This is a genomic window from Massilia sp. CMS3.1 (assembly GCF_051262535.1).
Taxonomy (GTDB): Bacteria; Pseudomonadota; Gammaproteobacteria; order Burkholderiales; family Burkholderiaceae_D; genus Telluria.
Window position 1 is genome coordinate 105396 of sequence record NZ_JBIMES010000015.1, and the last position, 21523, is coordinate 126918.

A 21523-nucleotide genomic window follows, 5' to 3' on the forward strand; every position below is an offset into this window, starting at 1 on the left:
CAATGAATTTATCGAACGAGCGCGATCTATTGTCAGTATTAGCATCGGAAATGGGCTATGCGCTTAAGATTTAACTCGCTCGCCCAAACATCCCTAGAAAGTAATGTGACCCAGGGGGCAGCGCGCACGATGTTCATTAAAATCCTGTGGAATAACCTCGTTATACGCCACAGGTTTTCACATACGTCTAACGTGCAAGGGGTCTACCAGCACCTATTGATAGAGGCCGCATTTCACCTAATGTTGCGTCGTAGGCCACACGAAGTAAGTCGGTCATTCGGAACGTGTCGCTATCTGGTCCCAATGACGGCCTAAATGATGGATCTCTAATAAATGAAATAGAACTGCCTTCAATAGCACGGTGAAAAGTTTCGGCAACAATTCGTCCTCCGACGCTTCCTAACCTACCGTTATTTAGTTCTGCCTCCCGTAGGATATAAAACCATAATGGAGTTCGTTCTACCAATTCTGCACGTAGCGAATCTGTCAAATTTGCCAGTTCGGTTCCCAAAATTTGATCTGCGGAGAGTGGAGGCGGCGACCCCGGCACGGAAGCCTGTATTCGATTGACCATTTCTTGCCCCGTTGCTAAGCCGACCATACGGCCACGCACTAAGTTCCGAAAAGCTAGATTTCGGTCTAGATCGGAGACCTGCGCGGCGCGGCTTCCAAAGGCACCAAGAGGTAGAGTCTTAAGCGGATTAGTAAGTCTGATATTGATTGCTCTAGCAAAATTTAGTCCCCCTTCGGGTGCCAAATCCGGCATGCCGTCGCCGACAAAATCAAAGAGTCGAGGCCAATCTGCTACCCAATTGGTAGGCAGTCTTTCGAATGAACCGTCGATAGGGTTATCGATATTCGATCCAGGGGATAAATTTCCACTAGTTGCCGAGAATCGAAAGATATTATCGAGTGTCCCGATGTCGCCAAAAGCTCCTCCGACCCCGAAAATTGCGTTCCAATTGTATTGGTCGCGGATCATAGAATGTCCCAGACGATACGCTGCAACGGAGAACTCAATAGGCATCGTTGGTGAGGCAACGGCATCGACCTCAAAGATTTTCCGGCCATTTGTGAAAACGTCGTCCAATATGGCGTTGTCGACGATTCTGGGCAAGAAGTCGAAACGCACCATCCATTGATAGTGCTTAACAACAACCTCCTTGGCATTACTAAATAGCAGCAGACTTGGAGTTGACGGCGCAAGTTTTTCGCAAACTGCGTTGTGAAACCGTATAAATGCCAAATGCGTTTGAGCTACAATGAGATTTTCGTCATTCCGCGGGTCTGGAATTTGGGCCTTACGTACCTCCTCAGGATCTGCTGTAGAGTTCCCTTTTCGAGGCAGATCAAACTTATCGAGAGCGATTGAAGCGACGGGATGATCGGGTGGTGCTGATTCCTTCGTTGGGCCTACTTTCAACTTTACGCGATCATCGTCGTAGAAGACGGGTTCTTTATCAGGTCCAAGCCCGTATAAGCTGTCTAGGTCCAGTGCGGGTGAGCGACCCTGCCGAAGTTGCGTAACACTTACATTCGCTCCGAATTTGACATCTGTATTGTCCATTGTCAAATCGTGATCAATAAATTGCCCCAAGTAAGTGTAACCGGCAGGAATATCGCCATCGGTTTCCTGACCGCTTATCATTTCTTCAGCGAGAGCCGCAAGCAAGCTATCAGTATTTGGTAGAGCACTTGTTGTGACAATCTCAGAAAATCGAAACGCACGTTCGATTTCGCTCTCGGTCGCCGGGCGCGCGGTATCGCCGCGAACTTGGTTCAAGTTGGCAAGGAAAAAAAAGTTACGCTGATGACGCTTTGTCATTTTCGGGCCTCTACAGGACAACCTGCGGTTACGAAGGATTACTCTGTTCGAGAAGAGCGAACTAAGTTCGGATTAAGCGTGGATCCTCCGCATCAGCGGAGAGTCTGCTGGCATTTGCCGACATGAGGAAGGCGCCGCCTGCAAATTCATCGTCTAAGGAAACTTGTAGATTTTTTTGGTTGTCTAGTAAATGAAGTAAGGCTGGTAACGCACTTAGCGGCTGGTGCATCACTACATAAGGAGGTTTGCCGCCTCGCAGAGACTTATTGCCAATTCTGTCAGCCCCGTTGTCCTCGAAGTAAATGTATCCAGCCGTAAACTCCTCGTTCTGCAACTCTATCCACCCAAACCCATTGCTCATGAGAACTATTTCATACTTGGAGATATCGTTTATCACGTTCATCGTGGCTCACATGTGGTTGTAAATCGTTAACACGCATCTCAGCTTGTTGCGATTTGGCCGATATGATTCAGCCACTAATTGGATCGCGCAAATGCATCGACTAGGACTGCGTGCGATGTCCTTGTGAGTCTAATCCTACGTTACAAACCACACTAAAAGTTAGTTATCGATAAAAATTATGAGTCGTTGCAAAAATCATACATTTTTGTTTGCCTAGGTTAATGACGAAATTGGTTAGGGATTATTTTGTCATCAAGAACGCTAATTTTTCCGGATGCAATTGTTCAGAAAAGTTTAGCAGTCGAAGCTTGAAGCATCAGGGAGACATGCACCCCGAACTTAGGTCATGGCCTGTCCGTTTGGCAAATAGGAGCTCGTGCGTGTATTCCGGACTGGAACCTTGCCAATTAGCTTCGTAGCAAAACTTGGTTCGGCCCGGTGCAGCAATGAACGAGATATGAATGCGATAGAGAGATGGGACTTGCTATCAGAAATCGGACGCGCATTTAGGAAACACGCGGAATCAACCTACAGGTTGTGATCATCTTTACCCGCCTTATAAGAAGCTGTGGCCGTGACTTCCGCCATTCGGCTCAGTCTGTGGGGTGCATCCACTGCTTCTATGCGAATCTTGGCCAAGGTCAGCAATTTTGCAGATTCCGAAACAGCAACCTATATCTTTAACCTGCGTTGTCTAAGCGCCGTTTCTCAAGGATGGTATCCCAATTGAAACCAATGTCGAGTCTTCATGAGTCTTTACCATAACAATTACAGGAAATTGCTTCAACTTCTACCAGATCTACTTGGCATGGCCAAGTCGGTTAAGCTCACGACACTTGGACATAGCGACGTTTATGTCGACGTGATCGAACGGCACCCGCATCGATTAGTGCTTCGCATGAGCCACTATCTCCAGCGGCTACATGGCGCTGCAATACCTGACCCTGACATTACTGTGGAGGTGTACTTGCTTGCCGAAACCGTCGGTGTGCTCACCTACTCCGACTGTTTTGGTTCGCGGAAGGTGTTTTGTCCTGAACTGATGGCCTTCAGCCCACTTGCTAAGGCGGAACTGAACAATTTTCTTGAGCAGTGGCTGAACAAGATGATCGCAGAAGGCAGGGGCCAGCCGAATACTGAATGCGTGGGATGACAGACGCGACGCTCATACTCGAGCGCTGCTGTTATGTTGACGGAAGCAGAATGTGAGCGGCAAGATGCTACGCGTTGTCACGCGGCTGCCGTCATTGCCAGCCCCTACAAGCAGACTGGCGTGCAAATTATTTCTCGGCCCAGCTTTGCCTTGATCAGCTGATAGTACGTGCTTGCGCCGGCTGCGCTCAGCTTGGCTTCGGCAACGAACTGCGTTACAGCACCAACAAGCTCCTGGTGGCGTTGCAGCACGCTGTATGAAAATGGTGCTGGGGGCACTCCCCAGTTACCGGATGGGCGCTCAGTCCCCCCAAAGCCAAAGATGTGCGCGCACATTGCTTATAACTAAGTAGTCATCCAAAATTTATTGTGAACTTGCTTCCGAAACCGCTCATCAAGGACTGAACCTCGTCAAGCAGGTCCGCCCCGTTTTTGGCGACGAAGCGGCGCCAAAAATGCTTGGCGTGCTTCCACAGAATCTCGATACGATTGAGTTCTGGGCTGTAGGGCGGTAGATAGTACAAGTACAGCCCGTGCCTGGCCCACTGGCGGCGCTTCTTTTCCATGGGCTTACCTTTATGAATCCCTGCATTATCGATCAGGACGACGCGTGGAACCGAGTGCGGCTGGGCTGCAATTTGATCGAAAAAAATGATCACGTCGTCGCGTGTGGTCGGTCGCTGCTGAGTTGCCCAGGTTAATTGGCCGTCGTGGCGCAAGGCCCCAAGCACGTTGACGCGCTGCCGATGCGCCAACGGTTCGACTGAGCGCGTCTGGCCAATCCTGCTCCAGCCGTACTGCACTGGTGGATTCGGACTGAAACCGGATTCGTCGAAATACAGCAGTTCGCATTGCTGCTCTTGATCGAGCCCGGCCAGCGCCCCTATCACTTTGCTGGCGCGCTCGAACGCCTCTTGATTTCGCTTTTTTTTAAACTGTACCGATAGCGCTTGTAAGTGAAATCCATCTCCTTGAGATACCGCTTGGCCGTGTTCTCACTGATCGGTGCATGGTCTCGGCTTTGCTCGATCTGACGCAGCAATGCGACCACGGTTCCTCCTTCGGATTGTGCCAGCTCGCCAAGAGCCTGTTGCTGCTGGGGCGTCCACTTCCTCGGCCGGCCAGTATGACGCCCTTCGTAAAGCCCGGCCAGCCCAAGCCTGCCCCAGCGCTGGCGCCACTGCTCGACGCTGTTCAAATGCACGCCGAACTCGTCAGCAGTCTTTTGAAGGGTCAATCCTTCGCTCAACCGCAAAATTCCTTGAGCTCGCATCCGTGTCCTGGGGTGCGGGTGAAAAACGCCCATCTCACGCAGTGTGCGTCGCTCGTGCTCGGATAGTTCCAAGTGTTTCATCGCTCAGCTCCTGCTGCATTGCCAATTCGACTTTGACAGCAAAAAATGGACGACTACTTAGTTGCTGCATAATAGATGCTTTTCGTTATGCTGCTCTCTGCAGTGCTTACTTTTCTGGTGACTGAGCAGCATTCACAATGCCAGAAGACAGCTCGCCTGCCTTCACGTAGCCACCATATGCACCAACAACACCGCTATCTAGAATGGCACCATCAGTACCACTTATGAGCATATAGGCAACAATAGCACCTCCGCTAAATCGGGTACTCGACCTGAAGAATGACGTTTTGATTGTCGTCGTTCCCCCGGCCGAAATTGGTTTAATCTGCAACAAATAGCCGTCAGCTGCTGCTTTCCTAAGTGCCTCCGCCGCGACCAGTGATTGCAGCATTGTTTTTCCGGTTTTTTCATCAAAAGAATTCGCCAAGGTAAGATACTTTTCCACTCTTGACTTAAGCGCATTGGCTTTACCTTCGGTCTGCTCTAGCGTTTTCTCAGCCTTATCGAATGCACTTTTACATTGCGGGGTCGGCTTCTTCATAGCTTCTTTGCGTTTTTTGACCTGGTCTTTTTGCTTGTCAATGTTCGCAAGAATTCTGTCAATCTGGCCGGCCTTCATTGCAATATTGTCGAGAGCTTGCTCAACATTTGATTTGGAGTACGCCCCCAACGCTAAGCCGGGGGAAAATAGTGGTGGATATACGACTCGTACCTTGGCCTGCTTAAGTTCGGCAGCTACCGCAGCAGAGAGCGCGAAGGAGTCAGTGGTGACATCAACTCCTTCTGACTTAGTATTAGTTTTGAAAACTGAAAGAACTTGCGACGCAACGTCGATCGATCCAAGTAGGCCCGGTCCGCCTCCGGCCTCGTCTGCGGCACATTTTGGGTTATCAATCTCAAGCCTGGGGATAATGAGATTATCAATATCCATATCTAGGGCCTGAAGGTTCGACGACACAGGTTGTACTTGCTCTATAAATTTCAACTCATTTTCTGTAAAGAGGACCACCACTTTTGATTTGGTATGAGGGGCAATGGACGCTGCAATTTGCTTTGCTAATGTCTGAACTGATGCATATGCAAGTAGGTTTCCCTCAATGTTGAGCGTCTTTGCCTCAGCTGTCACTGCAGAGAGTTTCGAAAGATCGAGCGTCCCCAATTTTGCGCGAGCTTCTGCCACTTCGAATTCGGCCACGGCCTTTCTGGACTCTGCAGTTGCTTTCAGGGCATCTGCTGTTGCTTTCGTGGCATCTGCGGTTGCTTGGGAGGCCTCTGCAACAGCTTTCGTCCGTGTTGCTGCGTCAACTTCCTCTTGTGTCGGCGCCGCTAGGCACTGCACACTGAATGCTAAAAGTGCGAAAAAATATAGTGTGCGGGTTGCTTTTAACACGACATGCTCCTGATTATTAACTTCATAAGAGGGAATTATCGGTCATCCACCAACTTCGTCGCCTGGAATGAAATTTGGTGATGCTTGGATTGCCTGACGAGCTACCGCTGCCTTCATTGCTCCATCCAAAACTAACGCCGGCTCGACCTCTGCAGGTTCGGGACCAAGACTATAAAAACGGTCAACACCATCTTCTGGGTGAAGCCAAAGAACTGGATTCTCAGCGCGACCAAATGTCAGCATCCTTGCCTCATACATCTCGTCAGGGTGACCTTGGTCGGCAATTTTAAGCGCGTGGGCAATTTCAAGAGCTACTTCACCGGTATCTATTGCCACAGCCTTGTCGCCGACAACTTCGACACTTTTTGCGTGATCATCCTGGCCAATAAGATACTGCCAACCGACAGGTGTTGCTGCTGAAAGCGGAACGCCGCCATCCGCGTTCATTTGGCATAAAACCTTGCCATCAAGATGGTAAATTGGCAGACAGTTTTCCGGATTCGCAAGGACGCCTCCCCCGGCTTCCATATTAGGAATTCGCCCTTGGGCACGCTCGAGTGCTGCAAGTTGCCTAGTTGCCGCAGCACTTGTCGAATCTGGAGGCACGAGTTTGTTAATGGTCATAATTAGCCCAATTGATATTTGAAGTTGGGAGAGCCCGTTTCTCGATGCAGGCTATATTTCACTGCCAGCTGTTCAAAGGGTATTGTTCGCGTAGTAGCGTGGCCATGCCCCATTCTTGGGAATAGTGGATCAAGGAGTTGAACGAATTTGTTCCCATTTTCGTCGTCCGCGTAGCCTATCACGCAGAGGAAATGACCGCCTTCTTCAAAGTTGATTCGAAGGGGAAGTGGCTTACCGATATCAATGACATCGACAATTTCCTCGAAATCAATTTTGTTTTCAAGAGGAATTGCCTCTACTGCATGGCCTTCATCTGCCAGGACTGCACTGAGGCGATGAGGGCTATTGCAAGAACCAAAGCATTTTCCTTCGACGGGGCAACCTACGTAGGAGTCAGGCACCACCGACGCTAAGCAATCCTTTTTTGTGTGATTAGTTGCGATCTCTGCTTGAGTCGGTGAGTGCCCGTTGCTGAAGGAATTGATACTTTGAGCGACCGCTGCCCAACACCAATATTTCTCGTTCTGCAACTCCATTATTAGCGCAACACTATTTTGACGTGACATTTTAGCGTCCTTAAAGTGGTGGTCTGGAAAGGAATCAGAAACTAGTCCATAGCGTTGATAAGAATGTCAAACGCAGCCCGGTTAGCATGACGAGTCCCGTGTGCTCCACCACCTGCTCCACCACCCGCTCCATCACCTGCGCCTCCGCCTGCCTCGTTGTGCGGAGTTAACGCCTTGGTCGCAGTTTTTATTGCCTCAGTCTTCTTCTGCAATTCCGTTGATACACGCTCCGCAGTTTGAACAGCTCGAGTAACGTTAACCTCCTGCACCTTCGACCCTAAAAGGACTCCAAATGCCGAAAATGCTACTGCACAAACAGCGTTGTACACCACTGCAACTTGACTCCATTCGTTGAAAGTGTAGGTGAGCCATACTGACATGCCGAGGAAAACAACAGCGACGAACGCTGCTATGACAGTCGCTATCAGTGTCAGTTTCGTTGGTGTTGGTTCCGCAATCATCGCAAATCTCCCAGAAATGTCTTAAAAGACGAACCGGCCTTTTCAGGCGCTTAGCGTTGCCATGCATAACTATTATCGAAAATCGTGCTTCAGCGATCTCTGGTGCTTCAATCGCTGTATAAGACTAAGCTCAAATTTCAAACGAATGTAAATATATAAATAATTTTTATCAGGGGTTGCGGAAAACATACAATTTTTTTTCGTTGCGTTTAGATAATAAACTTCCCAATGCAGACGGCTTTGTTGCACAAAACGGCCCGTATAGCGGCCAATCCGGGTCGCGGGGTAAACTGACGGCATGAGTGCCGCAGCAAAACCGAAGTGGCGAACGACCAACTGGAAAAACTACAATACTGCGCCGAAATCGCGTGGCTCGCTGATTATCTGGCTGGACAAGGACATGCGCTGGCACTGCCGTGCCGGCGGCAAGCGGGGCCGTAGTCCAAAGTATAGCGAGGCGGTAATCTAGTTCTGCCTGACTATCAAGGGTCTGTTTAATCTGGCGCTGCGCCAGGCAATGGGTATGGCGCAAAGCCTGCTCAAGCTGGCCGGCCTGGACTGGCAAGTTCCCGACTTTAGAACCGTCAGCCGGCACCGGAAGCATCTGGCGGTGACGATCGGCGCGCAGCCGACGACGACGGGGCTGTATCTGCTGGTCGACAGCACGGGCATTAAGATGCTCGGCGAAGGCGAGTGCAAGACCAAAGCATGGCGCCGACTATCGTCGCCAATGGCGAAAGGTTCATCTAGGTATTGATGCGACGACGCTGGAAATCCGGGCCATCGAGGTGACCGACAACGCCACCGGCGATGCGCCGATGCTGCCGTGCCTGCTCGGCCAGAGCGCCAATGACGAGATCATCGCAAGCGTTAGCGGCGATGGCGCTTATGACACGAAGGGCTGTTATAAGGCCATTGCACAGCGCGGGGCGCAGGCGATCATTCTGACCCGCAGGAACGCCAAGCCATGAAAGGAGCATCGACCCGGCGCCAAAGCTCGCAATGCCATCTTGGACGCCACACGCCGACTCGGCCGAAGAATCTGGAAGAAGTGGACTGGCTATCATCCACGCAGCCTCGTTGTAACCAAGATGCGCTGCTTCAAACTACTCGGTGAACGGGTAATGGCGCGTGACTTCGACCGCCAGGTCGCCGAGTAGCAGATACGTGCCGCCATCCTCAGCCGCTTTACACGGTTGGGCACGCCCACGACCGTGGCCATGCCCTAATTCCGTTTGTGGCCTGGGGAGTTACGCGCTCAGCTGATTTATGCAAATAAGCCTGTTTGAGTCACCAGCTCAATTGGGTTATGGGAAGCAGTCTTCGTTGAAGCACACTGGATGGCGACTGGCGAGAACGGCAACGCGCTGCCCACTAATGGCCCCGGTGAGATTGCGACAGGGATCGACGCTCCTGGTGATACTTGGGTTCATGCACGCGAGATTGCTTAGATTGTCGAAGGTGGACCTTCGCCCGCCCGTACATGCAGAATGGCGTGCAAATCACTTGTCAACCCAGCTTCGCTTTGATAAGTTGGTAGTACGTGCTTGCGCCGGCTGCGCTCAGCTTGGCTTCAGCTGCGAACTGTTCAACGATCAGCTTGCGGGTTACATCCTTCTGCGCGGACATGCGCAGGTAGACGGATGACGCGATTTCCATCTTCGTCGGCGACTTCGGCTTCTTCTCCGGTTTGGCCGCAGGAGAATCGACAGTAACGGATTTTCCTCCCGCCCCCGTCACATCCGCCGTCGGCGTCGATGAAATCGGCGTAGCGGCGTTTTTAATCGGTCCAGCTGCGCTTGGCGAAGCCGCGACAACGACAGGCGCCGTGGTGGCAACAGCGGGTGCTGCCGGTTTCTGGTCATTCGTTGCCCTCTGCGGTTCGGTTGCAGTAGTCTTGGCGATAGATTTGTCGTTGCTCATGATTTGTACTCGTGTGGTTAAGGAGTCTTTACCATCAACAATCTCTATCGAGTAGGCAACGGCCAGTCAGTAGGTCAAGGATAAGGGTACTTCACCGCGTCGATCACCGCTACAAGACGACTTTTCCCTGAGCAGCCATCTCATTTCTCATCACACCCGCGTCAACAAGGACGTGAAACCCGCATGTATGCAGGGTTTGAGAAGCTACGTTAGAAGCTTTAAGGGCTGCCGGATCGGGAACACCGTCTGCAAACCAGCAGGCGTTATACACATGGGCAATGCTCGGTAGCGATGTGCGAGTCGAGGTTTGGGCGAAGGAGCACTTTGCCGTGCCCGCCTGTTGCACTGACCGGAAGTAGACGCCGCGCTGTCCTTCCCGTAAGCTGGTGCATTATCTAAAAGCAAGATTGCAGCGCGCCTGCAACTGACTCCATGAAAGATATGCTCAAGCTGGCCGTCCTGATTGACGCCGATAATCCATCTTCGGCAATTGCCAAAGATCTGCTGGCCGAGGTCGCCACGCTCGGCACGGCAACCGTCAAACGCGCCTATGGCGACTGGACTACCACCAATCTAACAGGGTGGAAAGACAAGCTACACGAGATGGCCATTCAGCCCATCCAGCAGTTCCGTTATACGACAGGAAAGAACTCCACCGACTCAGCGTTGATCATCGATGCGATGGACTTGCTTCACTCGCGACAGCTCGACGGTTTTTGCATTGTTTCTTCGGACAGCGACTTCACCCGCCTGGCTACGCGGATCCGCGAAGCCGGTCTCGTCGTCTATGGTTTTGGCGCTAAGCACACCCCAAGACCCTTTGTCGCCGCGTGCGACAAGTTCATCTTTACCGAAATCCTGACACCACCCCCGGACGCCACGACCGCACCTTATGCTAAGGAAGCGGTGGCGAAAGTCGCCGCGCTGGGCAAGGACGCAGACAAGATTGTGCGCCAGGCCATTAGCGCAGCTACCCGCGACGACGGCTATGCCCTTTTAAGCAGCGTCGGGCACATCATTCTCCAGAATAGTCCGTCGTTCGATGCGCGAACTTATGGGTTCAGCAAACTCGGGGAATTGATGCGACATCTGCCCTTTATTGAGGTGGAAGAAGTGCACAACGAGAAAGCCTCAACCGTCCAGCTGCTAGTAAGAATCAAAACAATGAAGAACGCGTAACTGGCGCTTCGCTTTCCATCATGACAGTCTAAGGAATCCCACACCATGGCACGCAAGAAGAAAAGCAGCTCCGCCGACGACATAATTGCCCTGGCTGCGCTAATGCCCTGGTGGCTGGCAGTTGCCTTGGCGTTTGCCGCCTACGCCATGCTGCACGGATACGCCACCGCTCCGGTTGATGTCATCTCCGCCAAACCTGGCGACATGGGTCGTCTGGTCACTAGCCAGATGCTCCGCACCGGCGCCATGGTGGGCCAGTACCTGCTTCCGGTACTCCTACTGCTTGGCGCATTAAGCTCAGTGATCGTACGCCGGCGCAGTAAGACGCTGCTCGCTACGGCCGCCACTGGTGATCAGGCCGACGCCCTGCAAGCCATGCACGCGATGAGCTGGCAGGAGTTTGAACAGATCGTCGGACAGCATTTCCGCAGCCAGGGTTATAGCGTCACTGAGCACGGGGGGCCGGGTCCTGACGGCGGTATCGACCTTGCGTTGGAAAAAGGCGGCGAACGCTTCCTCGTCCAGTGCAAACAGTGGCGGGCTGTAAAGGTCGGTGTGACGATTGTGCGCGAACTCTATGGCGTCATGGCATCCCAGGGCGCGACCGGTGGTTTCGTGATCAGCGCAGGGGCATTTACTGCTGACGCCCAAGCGTTCTCCAGTGGCCGGAACATCGAGCTAATCGATGGCGGACAACTGGCGCGATTAATGCGAGGGAGTGGACCGGAGATAGCACCACGCGCACACCCCGCAACAGCAGCGCAGCCGAGCCCCGGTGGTGTTAAGGCTTGCCCGCTGTGCGGGAACCATATGGTGGTGCGTACTGCCAAGCGTGGCGGCAATACGGGCCAGAACTTCTGGGGCTGTAAGAGATATCCGGCGTGCCGTGGGACACTCTCATACTGAATATTCGCGGGCATCATTTGCCTCGTTGAAGAAGCGACGCAACGCCGCCATATTTTCTATCGCACAAAACAGGGAACGTCACGCAACTTCCTGATTCGTTGACAATTTTTAATGTAGGCCGAGAGGTTCAAAGGCTTGTGACGCGGATCCGCCTCGGGCTTTGAGCCCGCCAGCCAACTCAATTCTAACTACAGTCCACCCGCCGCGCCTGTCTAGGCTGAGACGCGACTTTGGTGGATACGTTAAGGTTCAAGAGCATCTATCACAGCAACGAGGCTCAGCCCCTGTGTAATCCGGATACCGATGACACGACAGAAGCAGTAATCACGCGGATAGCTTCTGAACACAACATGTTGCAACGTATCCGCACTACGGCATGTAACACGTCCGTTTGTCGAACGCGCGAATTCAGGCTGGGAACAAACGAACCCACATGGTACGAACAGACACGACGTCCTGTGGCGTGAACGAGTTGTATCGAGAACTACCCAGACATCTTGCACCTTGCGATGTTGTTAGTAGCAGAAATAACATTTATGCTGATATTCAGCTATTATTGCCAGAGCACACCTGCTTTAGAAGCACGTGGCGACACCACTTTTACGAATGCTACATGCGCGACCGCCGGGCTCCGGCGCTGGAACTCTAGAACAACTAACGCCAGCGTGAATGCTAAATACTGCTCGTATCGACGAGTCATTTACTTTGATGTCAGTCTCGACTGGTTTCCCCGTGTTTGCAACATAGTTTGAGATGAGTTTTCGTTAAATGTTTTAGGGCGAAATTGATTATAAAAACAGTAGGAGAAAAGTTTGGATTTATTTTCAGTCAGTGAATTTGACCCACAGGTAGACCATGTACCACGTGTGCTATATGCATCTCTCGATGACGTTCCTTTAGTAGATGAAGAAAAAGGAAATGTGCTATTCGAGTTTTCTGCTGTGGATAAATCAGAATTCGACGCAATTCCGTCTTCGACAACAGACTGGCAAGCAAAATGGGCGCGAAGGATGAGTAGAGAGGGGCAAAACAGGCCATCGCAGCTGTTTCCAAATATGAGGTTCGTTAATCTCGAAATTTCTCTACCACTGAGAAATATTTCTGCAAAAAGATGGCTGCAAGCGTGGAGAAATCCCGGTGCGGACACGACTTGGTATCAATTCGAGCTGGATTTGAATTCGTCCAAATATTTTGGAAGTGTCAAGGTCTTAGTATATCCCAATCTCTTCCTAGCAGCTTTACCGTTCGGACTGCGATCAGCAAAAAAAGTTACACGTAAGACTGCATCAATTTTAAACGCGGCATTCAATATGGTAAGTTGGCCGTCGGCTACTTCTCTCGAAATAAAGAGCGCTTTGCGCGCTTCAGATGCCGGAGTTTTAGCTGTTCATGATATTGGTCAAGGAAACGCGTGTGGACTCCGAGAATCCCCAAAAACGCCAGTAAATTTGTGGATAGATATCGGTTGTGGGGTCAATCGGAACGCAAAAACAACACCTCCCGGCCTTGTGCTTTGTTACTCATACGAAGCACCAATCCTATTAACCCACTGGGACAAAGATCATTGGTCAGGTGCTAGAAAGGGAGCTCCACCATCGAACCCTGACATATTTTTAAGTCGCACGTGGATTGTTCCACGTCAACGTATCAAGGCTCAGCATTCGAAACTAGCAGACGACATTATATCTGCCGGAGGCCGAATTTTAGTCGTCGATTCAAAGTCCATAGGCGCGTCTAGTGTCCTTAATATACCGATTGAAGACAATCGCCAAATTGAAATTGCACTGGGTCGCGGGACAAATACAAAAGACCCAAATAACTGTGAATGCTTGGTAATTAGAATTATAGATAATATGCCGGATCGAAAGTGGCTGTTACCAGGTGATGTTTCGTACTCGAACATGCCGACCAGTTGGCAAGTGGACTCATATGTAGCCATAGTGGCGTCGCATCACGGCGCAGATGTAGGTCCTACAGGTCTCCCCGGTCCATATAAATCGCAACCGGGTTATTCTGTGCTAGCATTCTCGTTTGGTCCGAACAATGCCCACGGATCGACCTCGGTCAGACATCCTACGCATGCGATGTCATTAAGCTACAACTTACGCGGTTGGGGTCTAACTGCATGGGTTACTGCAGGCGCCTCGGCAGGGGGCGCTGCCGGATGGGCTGCAGTATGCACAGCCGAACATTTACCCCTTCCCGGGACTCATCTACTCGGAAAACTCATCGGGTGGCAAAGTGCCCCGAAAACATCAAGTTTACACCCTCCGTGCCGATCACTATGTACCGCCGCCGTTACCTAATTGCACGACCTTATAAAAGTAGCTTTCAACTGCAGCAATGTATACCTGAAGTTCCAGACTACTATGTCTTTGATCTAGCGGTCGACAAGTAACGGTATAGGAGTCCATCTGCACTCCTATTACCTATTCGCAGTCGGCCGGTTATCCACCCATCGTTCGAGCTTATAGGCAATAAGGTTGTCGGCATATTGCATACGAGGTCAAGAGCCCGCGGTCTGTTGCCACGGCGACCACGATAGGACTGGTCAGTCACCACCCTGCTATAACCAAGAGAACGTTTCTTTCACCTGGCTGCGCCAGGATAATAGGCTTCGGTGCGTAGTTGCCAGGTCTGATGGTTCGTGACGTCCCGCACGTTGCGGTGACGGAACCTGCTAAAGTCTCCTGTGGCAGGTGTGGGATCTGCCTGGCTACACCATCGCATTTTCACTTACACTACGCTGCCTGCCCACGGCAAACCCGCATCGATGCTTGGTGGCAGTGGATAGGTTGAAAGCTTTGTTGACATATGACGCAGGCAGCCTCGATTTGGTGCCGCTCTATACCAACCATCTTGTTTCTACCTGCAGTCGTCTTGAGTAAGAATTTGGGGTGGAGGTCGAAACCGGCGAATCTCTCACCTCTTTTCAATAATCCGGTTACTTTTTTAAAGAATTTGCTTTCTCTACTATATCTTCGAGCTTTGCTCGATGAACGTCAGACAAATTTGGACTATTTCGCAAATTACGTTCCGCCTGTTTCCCTAGGCTTTCAGGTAAGCGCTTTACAACGTCGATGCCTACTTCGACCGATAGCATCCCAACATTGGCAGCAGTCTTTCCGACAAGCTTTGCGACCGAAGCAACCTTATCAACGCCATCGCCATAATTGAAGTCGTTTCGGACATCGTTTAGTGCTTCCTTAATTTTAAAATAGGGGAACTTCATAAACTACCTTTTTTCGACTTGTTTCAATATGAAATCGTAGCCAGGCTTATCCTTTTTCCCCTGGCCTTCGGCAATTTTGATTGCCGTTGATTCGGTCTCGCATTCGACTGGTTTACTGTAAGAAGAATACACATTTTGTTTTCGCATTTCGTAGCGGACGACATATTTAGCCATATTTTTTCTGAGTGTTAATTGTTGGTCTGGTATTACTTCGGGCGTGGCGCAAATTAGCTTAGAGACTGTTTGACCCCTCAAAACGGCCGAGAGGTTCTTGCGTCACGCGCCGAAATTGCGCAATCGCCTCTCGGTTTCGGCGAAAGCCGAGCACGAATGCTAAAGCGAAGCGGGTTGCTCGGAAGTTATTAAACCGTCTCTTAGCGCAAAGTTACCTCTAAGAAGTATCCGGGCAGCAACTCTACCATGTCCTGATGCACCGTGTACACGTCGTCGAAGGCGTTGTTGAAAAAATTGGCCACGGAACCTTGCACAACAGCCGATGGAGCATGAACAATGTAGAGACTGACTTTTCTTGAGGCCAGGAATCGTCGGCATACCATCTGAGCGGCTACGAACTCCTACATGTCAGAGCAGGGGCTGACAGCTACATTGGATCGCAACAGCAGATGCAGCAGCCATCCTGACGAATAAATGCAAATGCGCGAACGCACTCAGCCGAACCGTCACGACAGTCTGTATAGCTGTGTGCGAATCGATGTTCCGGCACTGCATATCTGCCGTCGTTCTCGATAAACTCGCGGCAAAAGCCTTTCTAAACGGTCAGCCGTGCATCGGGCCGGTGGCGATGGCAGCTGGCTCTGCAGTCGCACAAGCCGGAGCTGCTGGTATCTTGTCGTTCGGTGTCTTGGACAGCTCGCTTGCAGTATTTTTAGCTTGAATGACGTAGCCGCTCATCTGGTTGAGTGGCCTTTACTATCAACACTCGTCAACGACTAGGCAGCAACCAGGCAGCTGGGCAACGTCAGGTATGCTACTGAACATTGGCTCAGAAGAGCCTTTCGGTGAGCAACCATCTCATTTCTCAGCATACGTGCGAGACCCGCACGTATGCTGAGGTTGCGGGGCTATGTCAGATGCTTATTTAGCCGCACCGCGAGATCTACATGCAGTCTACGTCCAAAACTCAATATAAATCGTTTATCTTGTTTTTTTGGTTGGCTCGCATGTCCAATACTTGCGGAGCGCGTCCATTAAACTCAAAAATTGTGCGTTAGGATCTGCACCTTTCCAGCGATTGATGAACCTGCACACCACCTGTAGATTGCCACGCTCATAGTGACCACTGCTGTCGATGCGGTCGAGAGATGCCTTCATTTCATCGTCAAAAACCGATGCATTGTCAGGATGAATCAGAAGACCACTAATGGCACAACAGAATTTCTGACGTTCGAGCAGTTCACCCACGTATTCGCTGAACTCATCCTGTGATGTAAACGCGTTGTTCTTATTCTTTATCGTTTGCAGTACCTCTTGGCCGTTCGATGAGTTCGTTGTCTGCTGGGCGGTCTTTACCATACGACGAGCAGTCTGGCCCCATCCGGTGAAAGGTATGAGATCAGTCGGCAGTGTGTTCACTTCGGTTGAGTCGCGTGTAGGACTGGGCTTGCCGAGCCGCAGATACTTCGCGAACTTTATCAACGCGGCGCTATACATGCCATGGCCGGTGCTATCCCTTTCAATGAAGATAGGAAGCTTCTGTACCTCGGATGAGATCGCCTGGAATGTAGAGAAATCCGTGACGGTCGTAAGCGATCCGGTCATGACGGAATTCGAGTTCGCCCATGCGGTCAGTGGACCAGTGACCGCACTGCCGTACTTCTTTATCGACGACTCGGAGAGGCCCTGATCTCGCATCCAATCTTCAAAGGTGCTCATATCTTTTCTAGATCATTAAAGAAAGTAGACTTTACCAGACTGGCAATGTCCCTCGGCAACTATCGCATTTCCCTCTACAGAACGCCAACCGGCAGCGCTGACCCGGCATCGGGGCTGCGTTCCTGCCGGTAGGTCAGAAGGTGTGAAGGCTCTTGACGTAGTAGCAGATACACGATGGCCTAACATCGCGCGGGACTATTGCATTTCTCGCCCAAAGTCGGCTACTGACAAGCGGGAACACCTAATGATTGCTGGGTTGTCGACTAAACTTTACAGGTTACTGGGCCAGGTATATGTCTTAATTGCAACAACTACTTGCAGTCTGCCAGCATCCGGACAACACATGCTTCCTATCACTTACACCAAACGTGTTTTATGTTGTCCGGAATGAGTTGGCATTACATAGATTGGAGTACACGATGGGCTAAGGGTAATCAATGTATTCCTCCGCGTCTCCATACAAAATGTCTTCGTAATTCTCCCGCTCAATGCATAACTCTCGCCGTTCCTCTGCCCATGCATTCATGTGCAACGTTATCTGTGGCATCGCGGAGATGAGATGGTCGATTTTGCTAACAAATGAGTTCATTTTTTGCCGATAAGCCTTTTGCCCACGCCAATAATTGGGCAAGTTGTCAGCTTTGTCTTGTTCAACATTCGTACTTTCTGACCACGTCGAGAGAGAAATTTGGAGACGAATTGAAAGTTCATGCCATGCGTCGCTAATCAAATGCAGATCGTGATGTAAGCAGTAAACCGTGGTTCGAGTAGGCGTGAAGTTCGTTTCGGATAAAATGGTCCCCTCTCCTGGCCAGAACAAGCTTGTACGTACAGGTAACTCGTCGATCGAGTAAAGAACCGTTTGAAAGCTGGACAGCGTTTTTACTAGGTCAGTTGGGTCCGAAATCGCACAGAAATATGTTGCGCTCAACGCGCATTCATCTCCCTCATAAATTTTGCTTGCTGCCTTACCGATCTCGAAAATATTTCGCATCAGTGAAAGTAATTTTTTTTGTAAGTGCGAGTCTAAGGAAGCAAATTTTATCACTACCTCGACCGGCTCGTTATTATCGTCCACGTTTTTTGTAAAGCGCTCGCAAAATTCGGAGAAGGAATTTTTACGATGTCTAGGATTTTTCATTTCTCTTAATTTCTTTGCAATTTCGTGTGGCATATCTATTATCTTCTTAATGTTGAGTTAGGGGATATGCGGACAACAGATGCCTCGTATCACTTAAAAAACTATGTATATCTGTTGTCCGGATTGCTATCGTCCTGAGTTATGGTTATTGGATATCTGAGTCAACCTCAGAACTTGTAATAAATCCCTTTCCCCAAGATTGATTGTTTTTAATCAGATTGTCAGAAACCCGTGCCGCCCACTGGTAGTGAGAAAAATCAACTGAATAATACGCCACACGCCGCTTATTAAGGTCTTTCTTGATCGGCTTGTTCCATACCAATCCCATTTTCTTTAGGATATCGCCAAGCTGGGTCATCGGCTTCAAATCGATGTCATTGCGCAACAATATCCCCAAGAGAGTCTTTATCCGCAGCTTCTCGTGCACACATGTTTTTTTGAATTCCGTAAGATCGTCAGTCTCAATAAGTTTTCCAGCAATGAAGTTTCCAAAATTATCTACGATATTTGCAACCTTCAACAGTTTAAAAAGTAACATCAATTTTTCGTAGTCGGGAGCGATATTATCTTCGTTAGCCATTGAAAGATTTTTCACGTGTTCAATATAATCGGAAAAAAGTTTCATCTTAGGGCGATACCGTCCCGAGTCATCCAAGGCGATAAGTTTTTGTGTTACGGGTTCACCATAGAATTTTTCTATCGAGAATTTCTCAAGTTTAGCTCGTTCAAGGGGATCATTTGAATTGAAATTTTCGATACGCTTCGCTTCCGAATGATTGATCTTATCTGCCTCCACAATGTCCTTGCTGCGAGACTTCTTGATATCACCTTTGGCGATTCTCCGCAATTCGCCGCCGTGCTCTGCTGCTTCAGCATCCTTGTCGATTTCCTTGATCACGCATCCGTTATAGGATTTATGGCTGATAAAATTGGCTCGCAGTTCATTTTTTGATGCATTTTGAATTGACCGTACTTCAGCAAAGAGGGAAAGAAGACCGTCATGGATATCAAAAATCATAAAATCGTCGTCATCGTAATGGATGTGAATGTCACTGAATTCCCCGTTTTCTACGATGGTCCGTTTAATAATGTCGGGTTCGATTTCCAAACTAAATCTTTGTGGAGATATCCACGCTCTCACACGCTTTGGATTCCTAACACGACCCAATTGCTGAGCAATATCAAAGTGGGTGGTAATTTTTGCGTCGAAAAACCCATAAACGCCATCAATCATCTGCGCATCATCGGGAAAGCTAATGTCAATGCCTGTTCCGAGAGATGGAGAGGAAATGGTCACGTCATAATGCAAAATCTCTTCGGCAATATTGCCAATAAATTTTTTTGTATCCGAGTTCTTTGTCGTGTCTGAGGTCACCACCTTAATTTTGCAGCCGGGGCCAATAGCATTCGAAATTACTCTCTTGAATTCCTCGACTTTTTCCTTGGAGTTGCTACACACATAGACTTTCCCGCCCTTTTTTATTTCCTTGATAAGATCGATAAGCAAATGATTTTCATTTTGATAGATTTCCATTGTGCGATTCGGATGCTGGTGACGATTAATAAAAAACTTCGCTGGCATCTCTCCATCGCGTGCCAACGCCAATGAACACAGCGTCAGGTAACTGAGATCCGCATCGCATGCGATCACGGTGGCGGCTTTTTTAATGAGCCGTTGCATCATTAAAAATGATTTACGCCGGTTGCTACCTAATGTATCAGAGGTAAAGTGTGAGAACACCTGTTCGGATTCATCAATAATAATTACATCGTAGTGATTCGCTCGCAAGTCGATGAGGCGTGGAATGCTATCCACACAGATGGCGTAATGCAGTGTTGGAGCGACTTTGTTTCCAGCTTCGTCGAGATAGCACGCAAGACCAATTCTTTTAGCTAAAGAAGAAATTAAAGTGCGCCGATGACCAATCAACAGAACGGATAAGCCTTTCTGTTCGCATTCGTGAAAAATACTGGTCAGTTCGTAAGTTTTGCCCGTGCCCATTGGGCTTCTCACCAGAAGAAATCCGTTCTCAAGCTTGATCTTCCCCAACCGGTTACCGCTTCTCGGTTGAATAATTCGTCCATCATTACTGAAAAACTCTTTATGTTTTTCTTCGTAATACTGGTAGTCTGAGCTCTCCTGAAATTCAATGTAAGCCAAATCCGAATCAATTAAGTTGAAATCATATTCACGGGATTTAGGGTGTTCATGTTTTGGCCAAAAAGTTTTCGCGCATGTGCTACAGTGGACACCTTTAATTCCGGAATGAGACTCCGTTACAAAGGCGCTAGGGTTTTCGTCTTTGTGAAAAGGGCAGTGCAGGCGATCACCCTTCTTTAATTCCTCGAATTTTTCTAGTGCTCCTGAAGCGGTCTGAACTAACTGATGTTCTTCTAACTCGTCGCGAGACTGTGCAGAAAATGGCGAGGATATTTTGCAAGCCGCGTCCATTTTCTCTACACTGGGTTCTTTCTCGGTGCCAAGTGCGATAAGTTCGTTCAACGCATCATTGGACAGTACGTTGCCGAGCACGATCGGCTCGGAATTTTTGTTGCCGTAGAACATTCGGCATGCGTCTTTGCATGCTCCATCCCCTCCGAGAAGGCGAATCCCGCCTGTTAATGCCTGTTCCATTGTCGACGCATCGGTAATAGGATCGATGCAGAAAAAGATGACGCGTGAGCGGTTGTGTTCCGCCGTGCTACTCCATGTAAGATAGACAATTCCTGCATATTTTTTCACGAAGGGGTGATTCAACACATCCTGCAGAGGCATACCCCAATCAATATCAACCGCAATTGCACTGCACGCGATAAAGTTCGCTTTGTTTCTACGACCTTCGTGTTGGGGACAGAACGGATAACCCAGCCTGATGCAGTGGGCAATTTCCTCGATGGTCAAGTCATAGTTCTGGAAGCTAGTAGCTAACAGATGGAAAGAAGCCCTGTCGTCGCTCCGAGGCTTGAAATCGATTTCTTTGTTGATCGCGATCTTCATGAACTTTCTCATTGGTTTTTAAAGCCGGTGGTCTAATGTTCCACCACCGGCTAACGCTATTAGTTGTTATCCGATTTTTTAGATAACATCTCGCTCAACTGCTTTAGGGCGGCGCACATCGCTGTATGCTTGTCGGAGGTGTTGGCCAAATTGCTGGAACGCAGCTTCTTATTGATTTTTGGTCCGCCCATACCGTTGACAGCCATTGCATGTGTGATCAGCGCATGAATCGGAGCCAGGCCCTCGTTGTAGAGCGTGATTGAAACCTCATCCCACATGTCGGTGAGCTTTTTCCAGGCGTGTTCGTCGATACCAGCAGGGCGCTTGGAGCGACCGGCCAGTACGGACAAGTTCATTGCGCCGTCAGCTTTACAGAGCATTTCGAGAGGTGTGTTTTCGGCGTTCGCAATCGGTTCGAAAAAGACCGAACCGTTTGCAGCGAGAGAACAGACCGTCTTCACAGTCACGTCGCTAGG

At 49.8% G+C, this 21523-nt stretch carries 17 protein-coding genes and 1 pseudogene; 5 read left to right on the forward strand and 13 right to left on the reverse strand.

Going from position 1 to position 21523, the window contains the following annotated elements; translation table 11 throughout:
- Window positions 1-187: 187 nt before the first annotated feature.
- Window positions 188-1825 carry a peroxidase family protein gene (locus ACHAC9_RS20615; protein WP_435762889.1) on the reverse strand — a complete coding sequence of 546 codons (1638 nt, stop codon included), beginning with the start codon at window positions 1823-1825 and terminating at the stop codon, window positions 188-190.
- Window positions 1826-2976: 1151 nt separating this feature from the next.
- Here ACHAC9_RS20615 and ACHAC9_RS20620 point away from each other — a divergent pair.
- Window positions 2977-3381 carry a DUF1249 domain-containing protein gene (locus ACHAC9_RS20620; protein WP_435762892.1) on the forward strand — a complete coding sequence of 135 codons (405 nt, stop codon included), beginning with the start codon at window positions 2977-2979 and terminating at the stop codon, window positions 3379-3381.
- A 352-nt stretch (window positions 3382-3733) separates the two neighbouring features.
- Here the strand turns inward: ACHAC9_RS20620 and ACHAC9_RS20625 are convergent, their stop codons facing one another.
- The 6 genes from ACHAC9_RS20625 to ACHAC9_RS20650 form a co-directional block, all read right to left on the reverse strand.
- Window positions 3734-4270 (reverse strand): IS630 family transposase, encoded by a 537-nt coding sequence (locus ACHAC9_RS20625; RefSeq protein WP_435762894.1) that lies wholly within the window; start codon window positions 4268-4270, stop codon window positions 3734-3736.
- Entirely contained in the window at window positions 4267-4734 is a 468-nt protein-coding gene (locus ACHAC9_RS20630) for a helix-turn-helix domain-containing protein (protein ID WP_435762896.1), read from the reverse strand. Before ACHAC9_RS20630 ends, ACHAC9_RS20625 begins: the two co-directional genes overlap by 4 nt.
- 106 nt (window positions 4735-4840) lie before the next feature.
- Window positions 4841-6124, reverse strand: a complete 1284-nt coding sequence (locus tag ACHAC9_RS20635) for a hypothetical protein (RefSeq protein ID WP_435762898.1) — start codon at window positions 6122-6124, stop codon at window positions 4841-4843.
- Window positions 6125-6166: 42 nt separating this feature from the next.
- Window positions 6167-6748: a hypothetical protein gene (locus ACHAC9_RS20640; RefSeq protein WP_435762899.1), complete on the reverse strand. Its 582-nt coding sequence runs from the start codon at window positions 6746-6748 to the stop codon at window positions 6167-6169.
- 2 nt (window positions 6749-6750) lie between these two features.
- Window positions 6751-7314, reverse strand: coding sequence for a C39 family peptidase (locus ACHAC9_RS20645; protein WP_435762901.1), 564 nt, complete (start codon window positions 7312-7314; stop codon window positions 6751-6753).
- Window positions 7315-7355: 41 nt separating this feature from the next.
- A complete protein-coding gene (locus ACHAC9_RS20650; RefSeq protein ID WP_435762903.1) occupies window positions 7356-7775 on the reverse strand; it encodes a hypothetical protein in 420 nt (139 codons plus the stop codon).
- 298 nt (window positions 7776-8073) lie between these two features.
- Between ACHAC9_RS20650 and ACHAC9_RS20655 the strand changes: the two are divergent.
- Window positions 8074-9004, forward strand: a pseudogene (locus tag ACHAC9_RS20655) (IS5 family transposase).
- Window positions 9005-9284: 280 nt separating this feature from the next.
- Here ACHAC9_RS20655 and ACHAC9_RS20660 read toward each other — a convergent pair.
- Window positions 9285-9698: a hypothetical protein gene (locus tag ACHAC9_RS20660; RefSeq protein WP_435762906.1), complete on the reverse strand. Its 414-nt coding sequence runs from the start codon at window positions 9696-9698 to the stop codon at window positions 9285-9287.
- 432 nt (window positions 9699-10130) lie between these two features.
- Between ACHAC9_RS20660 and ACHAC9_RS20665 the strand changes: the two genes are divergently transcribed.
- From ACHAC9_RS20665 to ACHAC9_RS20675, 3 genes are all read left to right on the forward strand, one after another.
- The gene (locus tag ACHAC9_RS20665) at window positions 10131-10877 is read left to right on the forward strand and encodes an NYN domain-containing protein (protein ID WP_435762909.1); all 747 of its coding nucleotides are present in this window, start codon (window positions 10131-10133) and stop codon (window positions 10875-10877) included.
- Between the two features lie 45 nt (window positions 10878-10922).
- Window positions 10923-11783 carry a restriction endonuclease gene (locus ACHAC9_RS20670; protein WP_435762911.1) on the forward strand — a complete coding sequence of 287 codons (861 nt, stop codon included), beginning with the start codon at window positions 10923-10925 and terminating at the stop codon, window positions 11781-11783.
- An 812-nt stretch (window positions 11784-12595) separates the two neighbouring features.
- Window positions 12596-14089 carry a hypothetical protein gene (locus tag ACHAC9_RS20675; protein ID WP_435762914.1) on the forward strand — a complete coding sequence of 498 codons (1494 nt, stop codon included), beginning with the start codon at window positions 12596-12598 and terminating at the stop codon, window positions 14087-14089.
- 638 nt (window positions 14090-14727) lie between these two features.
- Here the strand turns inward: ACHAC9_RS20675 and ACHAC9_RS20680 are convergent.
- From ACHAC9_RS20680 to ACHAC9_RS20700, 5 genes are all read right to left on the reverse strand, one after another.
- A complete protein-coding gene (locus tag ACHAC9_RS20680; RefSeq protein ID WP_435762916.1) occupies window positions 14728-15015 on the reverse strand; it encodes a hypothetical protein in 288 nt (95 codons plus the stop codon).
- A 1155-nt stretch (window positions 15016-16170) separates the two neighbouring features.
- Complete coding sequence (locus ACHAC9_RS20685; RefSeq protein WP_435762918.1) at window positions 16171-16908, reverse strand: hypothetical protein; 738 nt, start codon at window positions 16906-16908, stop codon at window positions 16171-16173.
- A 424-nt stretch (window positions 16909-17332) separates the two neighbouring features.
- Complete coding sequence (locus ACHAC9_RS20690; protein WP_435762920.1) at window positions 17333-18082, reverse strand: hypothetical protein; 750 nt, start codon at window positions 18080-18082, stop codon at window positions 17333-17335.
- 112 nt (window positions 18083-18194) lie between these two features.
- A complete protein-coding gene (locus ACHAC9_RS20695; protein ID WP_435762923.1) occupies window positions 18195-21047 on the reverse strand; it encodes a plasmid replication protein, CyRepA1 family in 2853 nt (950 codons plus the stop codon).
- A gap of 59 nt (window positions 21048-21106) precedes the next feature.
- On the reverse strand, window positions 21107-21523 hold a 417-nt coding region (locus tag ACHAC9_RS20700), incomplete at its 5' end, for a hypothetical protein (protein ID WP_435762926.1).

What these genes read in the sequence shown, in the direction of transcription:
- ACHAC9_RS20615 (WP_435762889.1), bottom strand. Translation starts at nt 1,825, where the DNA reads ATGACAAAGCGTCATCAGCGTAACTTTTTTTTCCTTGCCAACTTGAAC.
- ACHAC9_RS20620 (WP_435762892.1), top strand. Translation starts at nt 2,977, where the DNA reads ATGAGTCTTTACCATAACAATTACAGGAAATTGCTTCAACTTCTACCA.
- ACHAC9_RS20630 (WP_435762896.1), bottom strand. Translation starts at nt 4,734, where the DNA reads ATGAAACACTTGGAACTATCCGAGCACGAGCGACGCACACTGCGTGAG.
- ACHAC9_RS20640 (WP_435762899.1), bottom strand. Translation starts at nt 6,748, where the DNA reads ATGACCATTAACAAACTCGTGCCTCCAGATTCGACAAGTGCTGCGGCA.
- ACHAC9_RS20645 (WP_435762901.1), bottom strand. Translation starts at nt 7,314, where the DNA reads ATGTCACGTCAAAATAGTGTTGCGCTAATAATGGAGTTGCAGAACGAG.
- ACHAC9_RS20650 (WP_435762903.1), bottom strand. Translation starts at nt 7,775, where the DNA reads ATGATTGCGGAACCAACACCAACGAAACTGACACTGATAGCGACTGTC.
- ACHAC9_RS20660 (WP_435762906.1), bottom strand. Translation starts at nt 9,698, where the DNA reads ATGAGCAACGACAAATCTATCGCCAAGACTACTGCAACCGAACCGCAG.
- ACHAC9_RS20665 (WP_435762909.1), top strand. Translation starts at nt 10,131, where the DNA reads ATGAAAGATATGCTCAAGCTGGCCGTCCTGATTGACGCCGATAATCCA.
- ACHAC9_RS20670 (WP_435762911.1), top strand. Translation starts at nt 10,923, where the DNA reads ATGGCACGCAAGAAGAAAAGCAGCTCCGCCGACGACATAATTGCCCTG.
- ACHAC9_RS20680 (WP_435762916.1), bottom strand. Translation starts at nt 15,015, where the DNA reads ATGAAGTTCCCCTATTTTAAAATTAAGGAAGCACTAAACGATGTCCGA.
- ACHAC9_RS20685 (WP_435762918.1), bottom strand. Translation starts at nt 16,908, where the DNA reads ATGAGCACCTTTGAAGATTGGATGCGAGATCAGGGCCTCTCCGAGTCG.
- ACHAC9_RS20690 (WP_435762920.1), bottom strand. Translation starts at nt 18,082, where the DNA reads ATGCCACACGAAATTGCAAAGAAATTAAGAGAAATGAAAAATCCTAGA.
- ACHAC9_RS20695 (WP_435762923.1), bottom strand. Translation starts at nt 21,047, where the DNA reads ATGAAGATCGCGATCAACAAAGAAATCGATTTCAAGCCTCGGAGCGAC.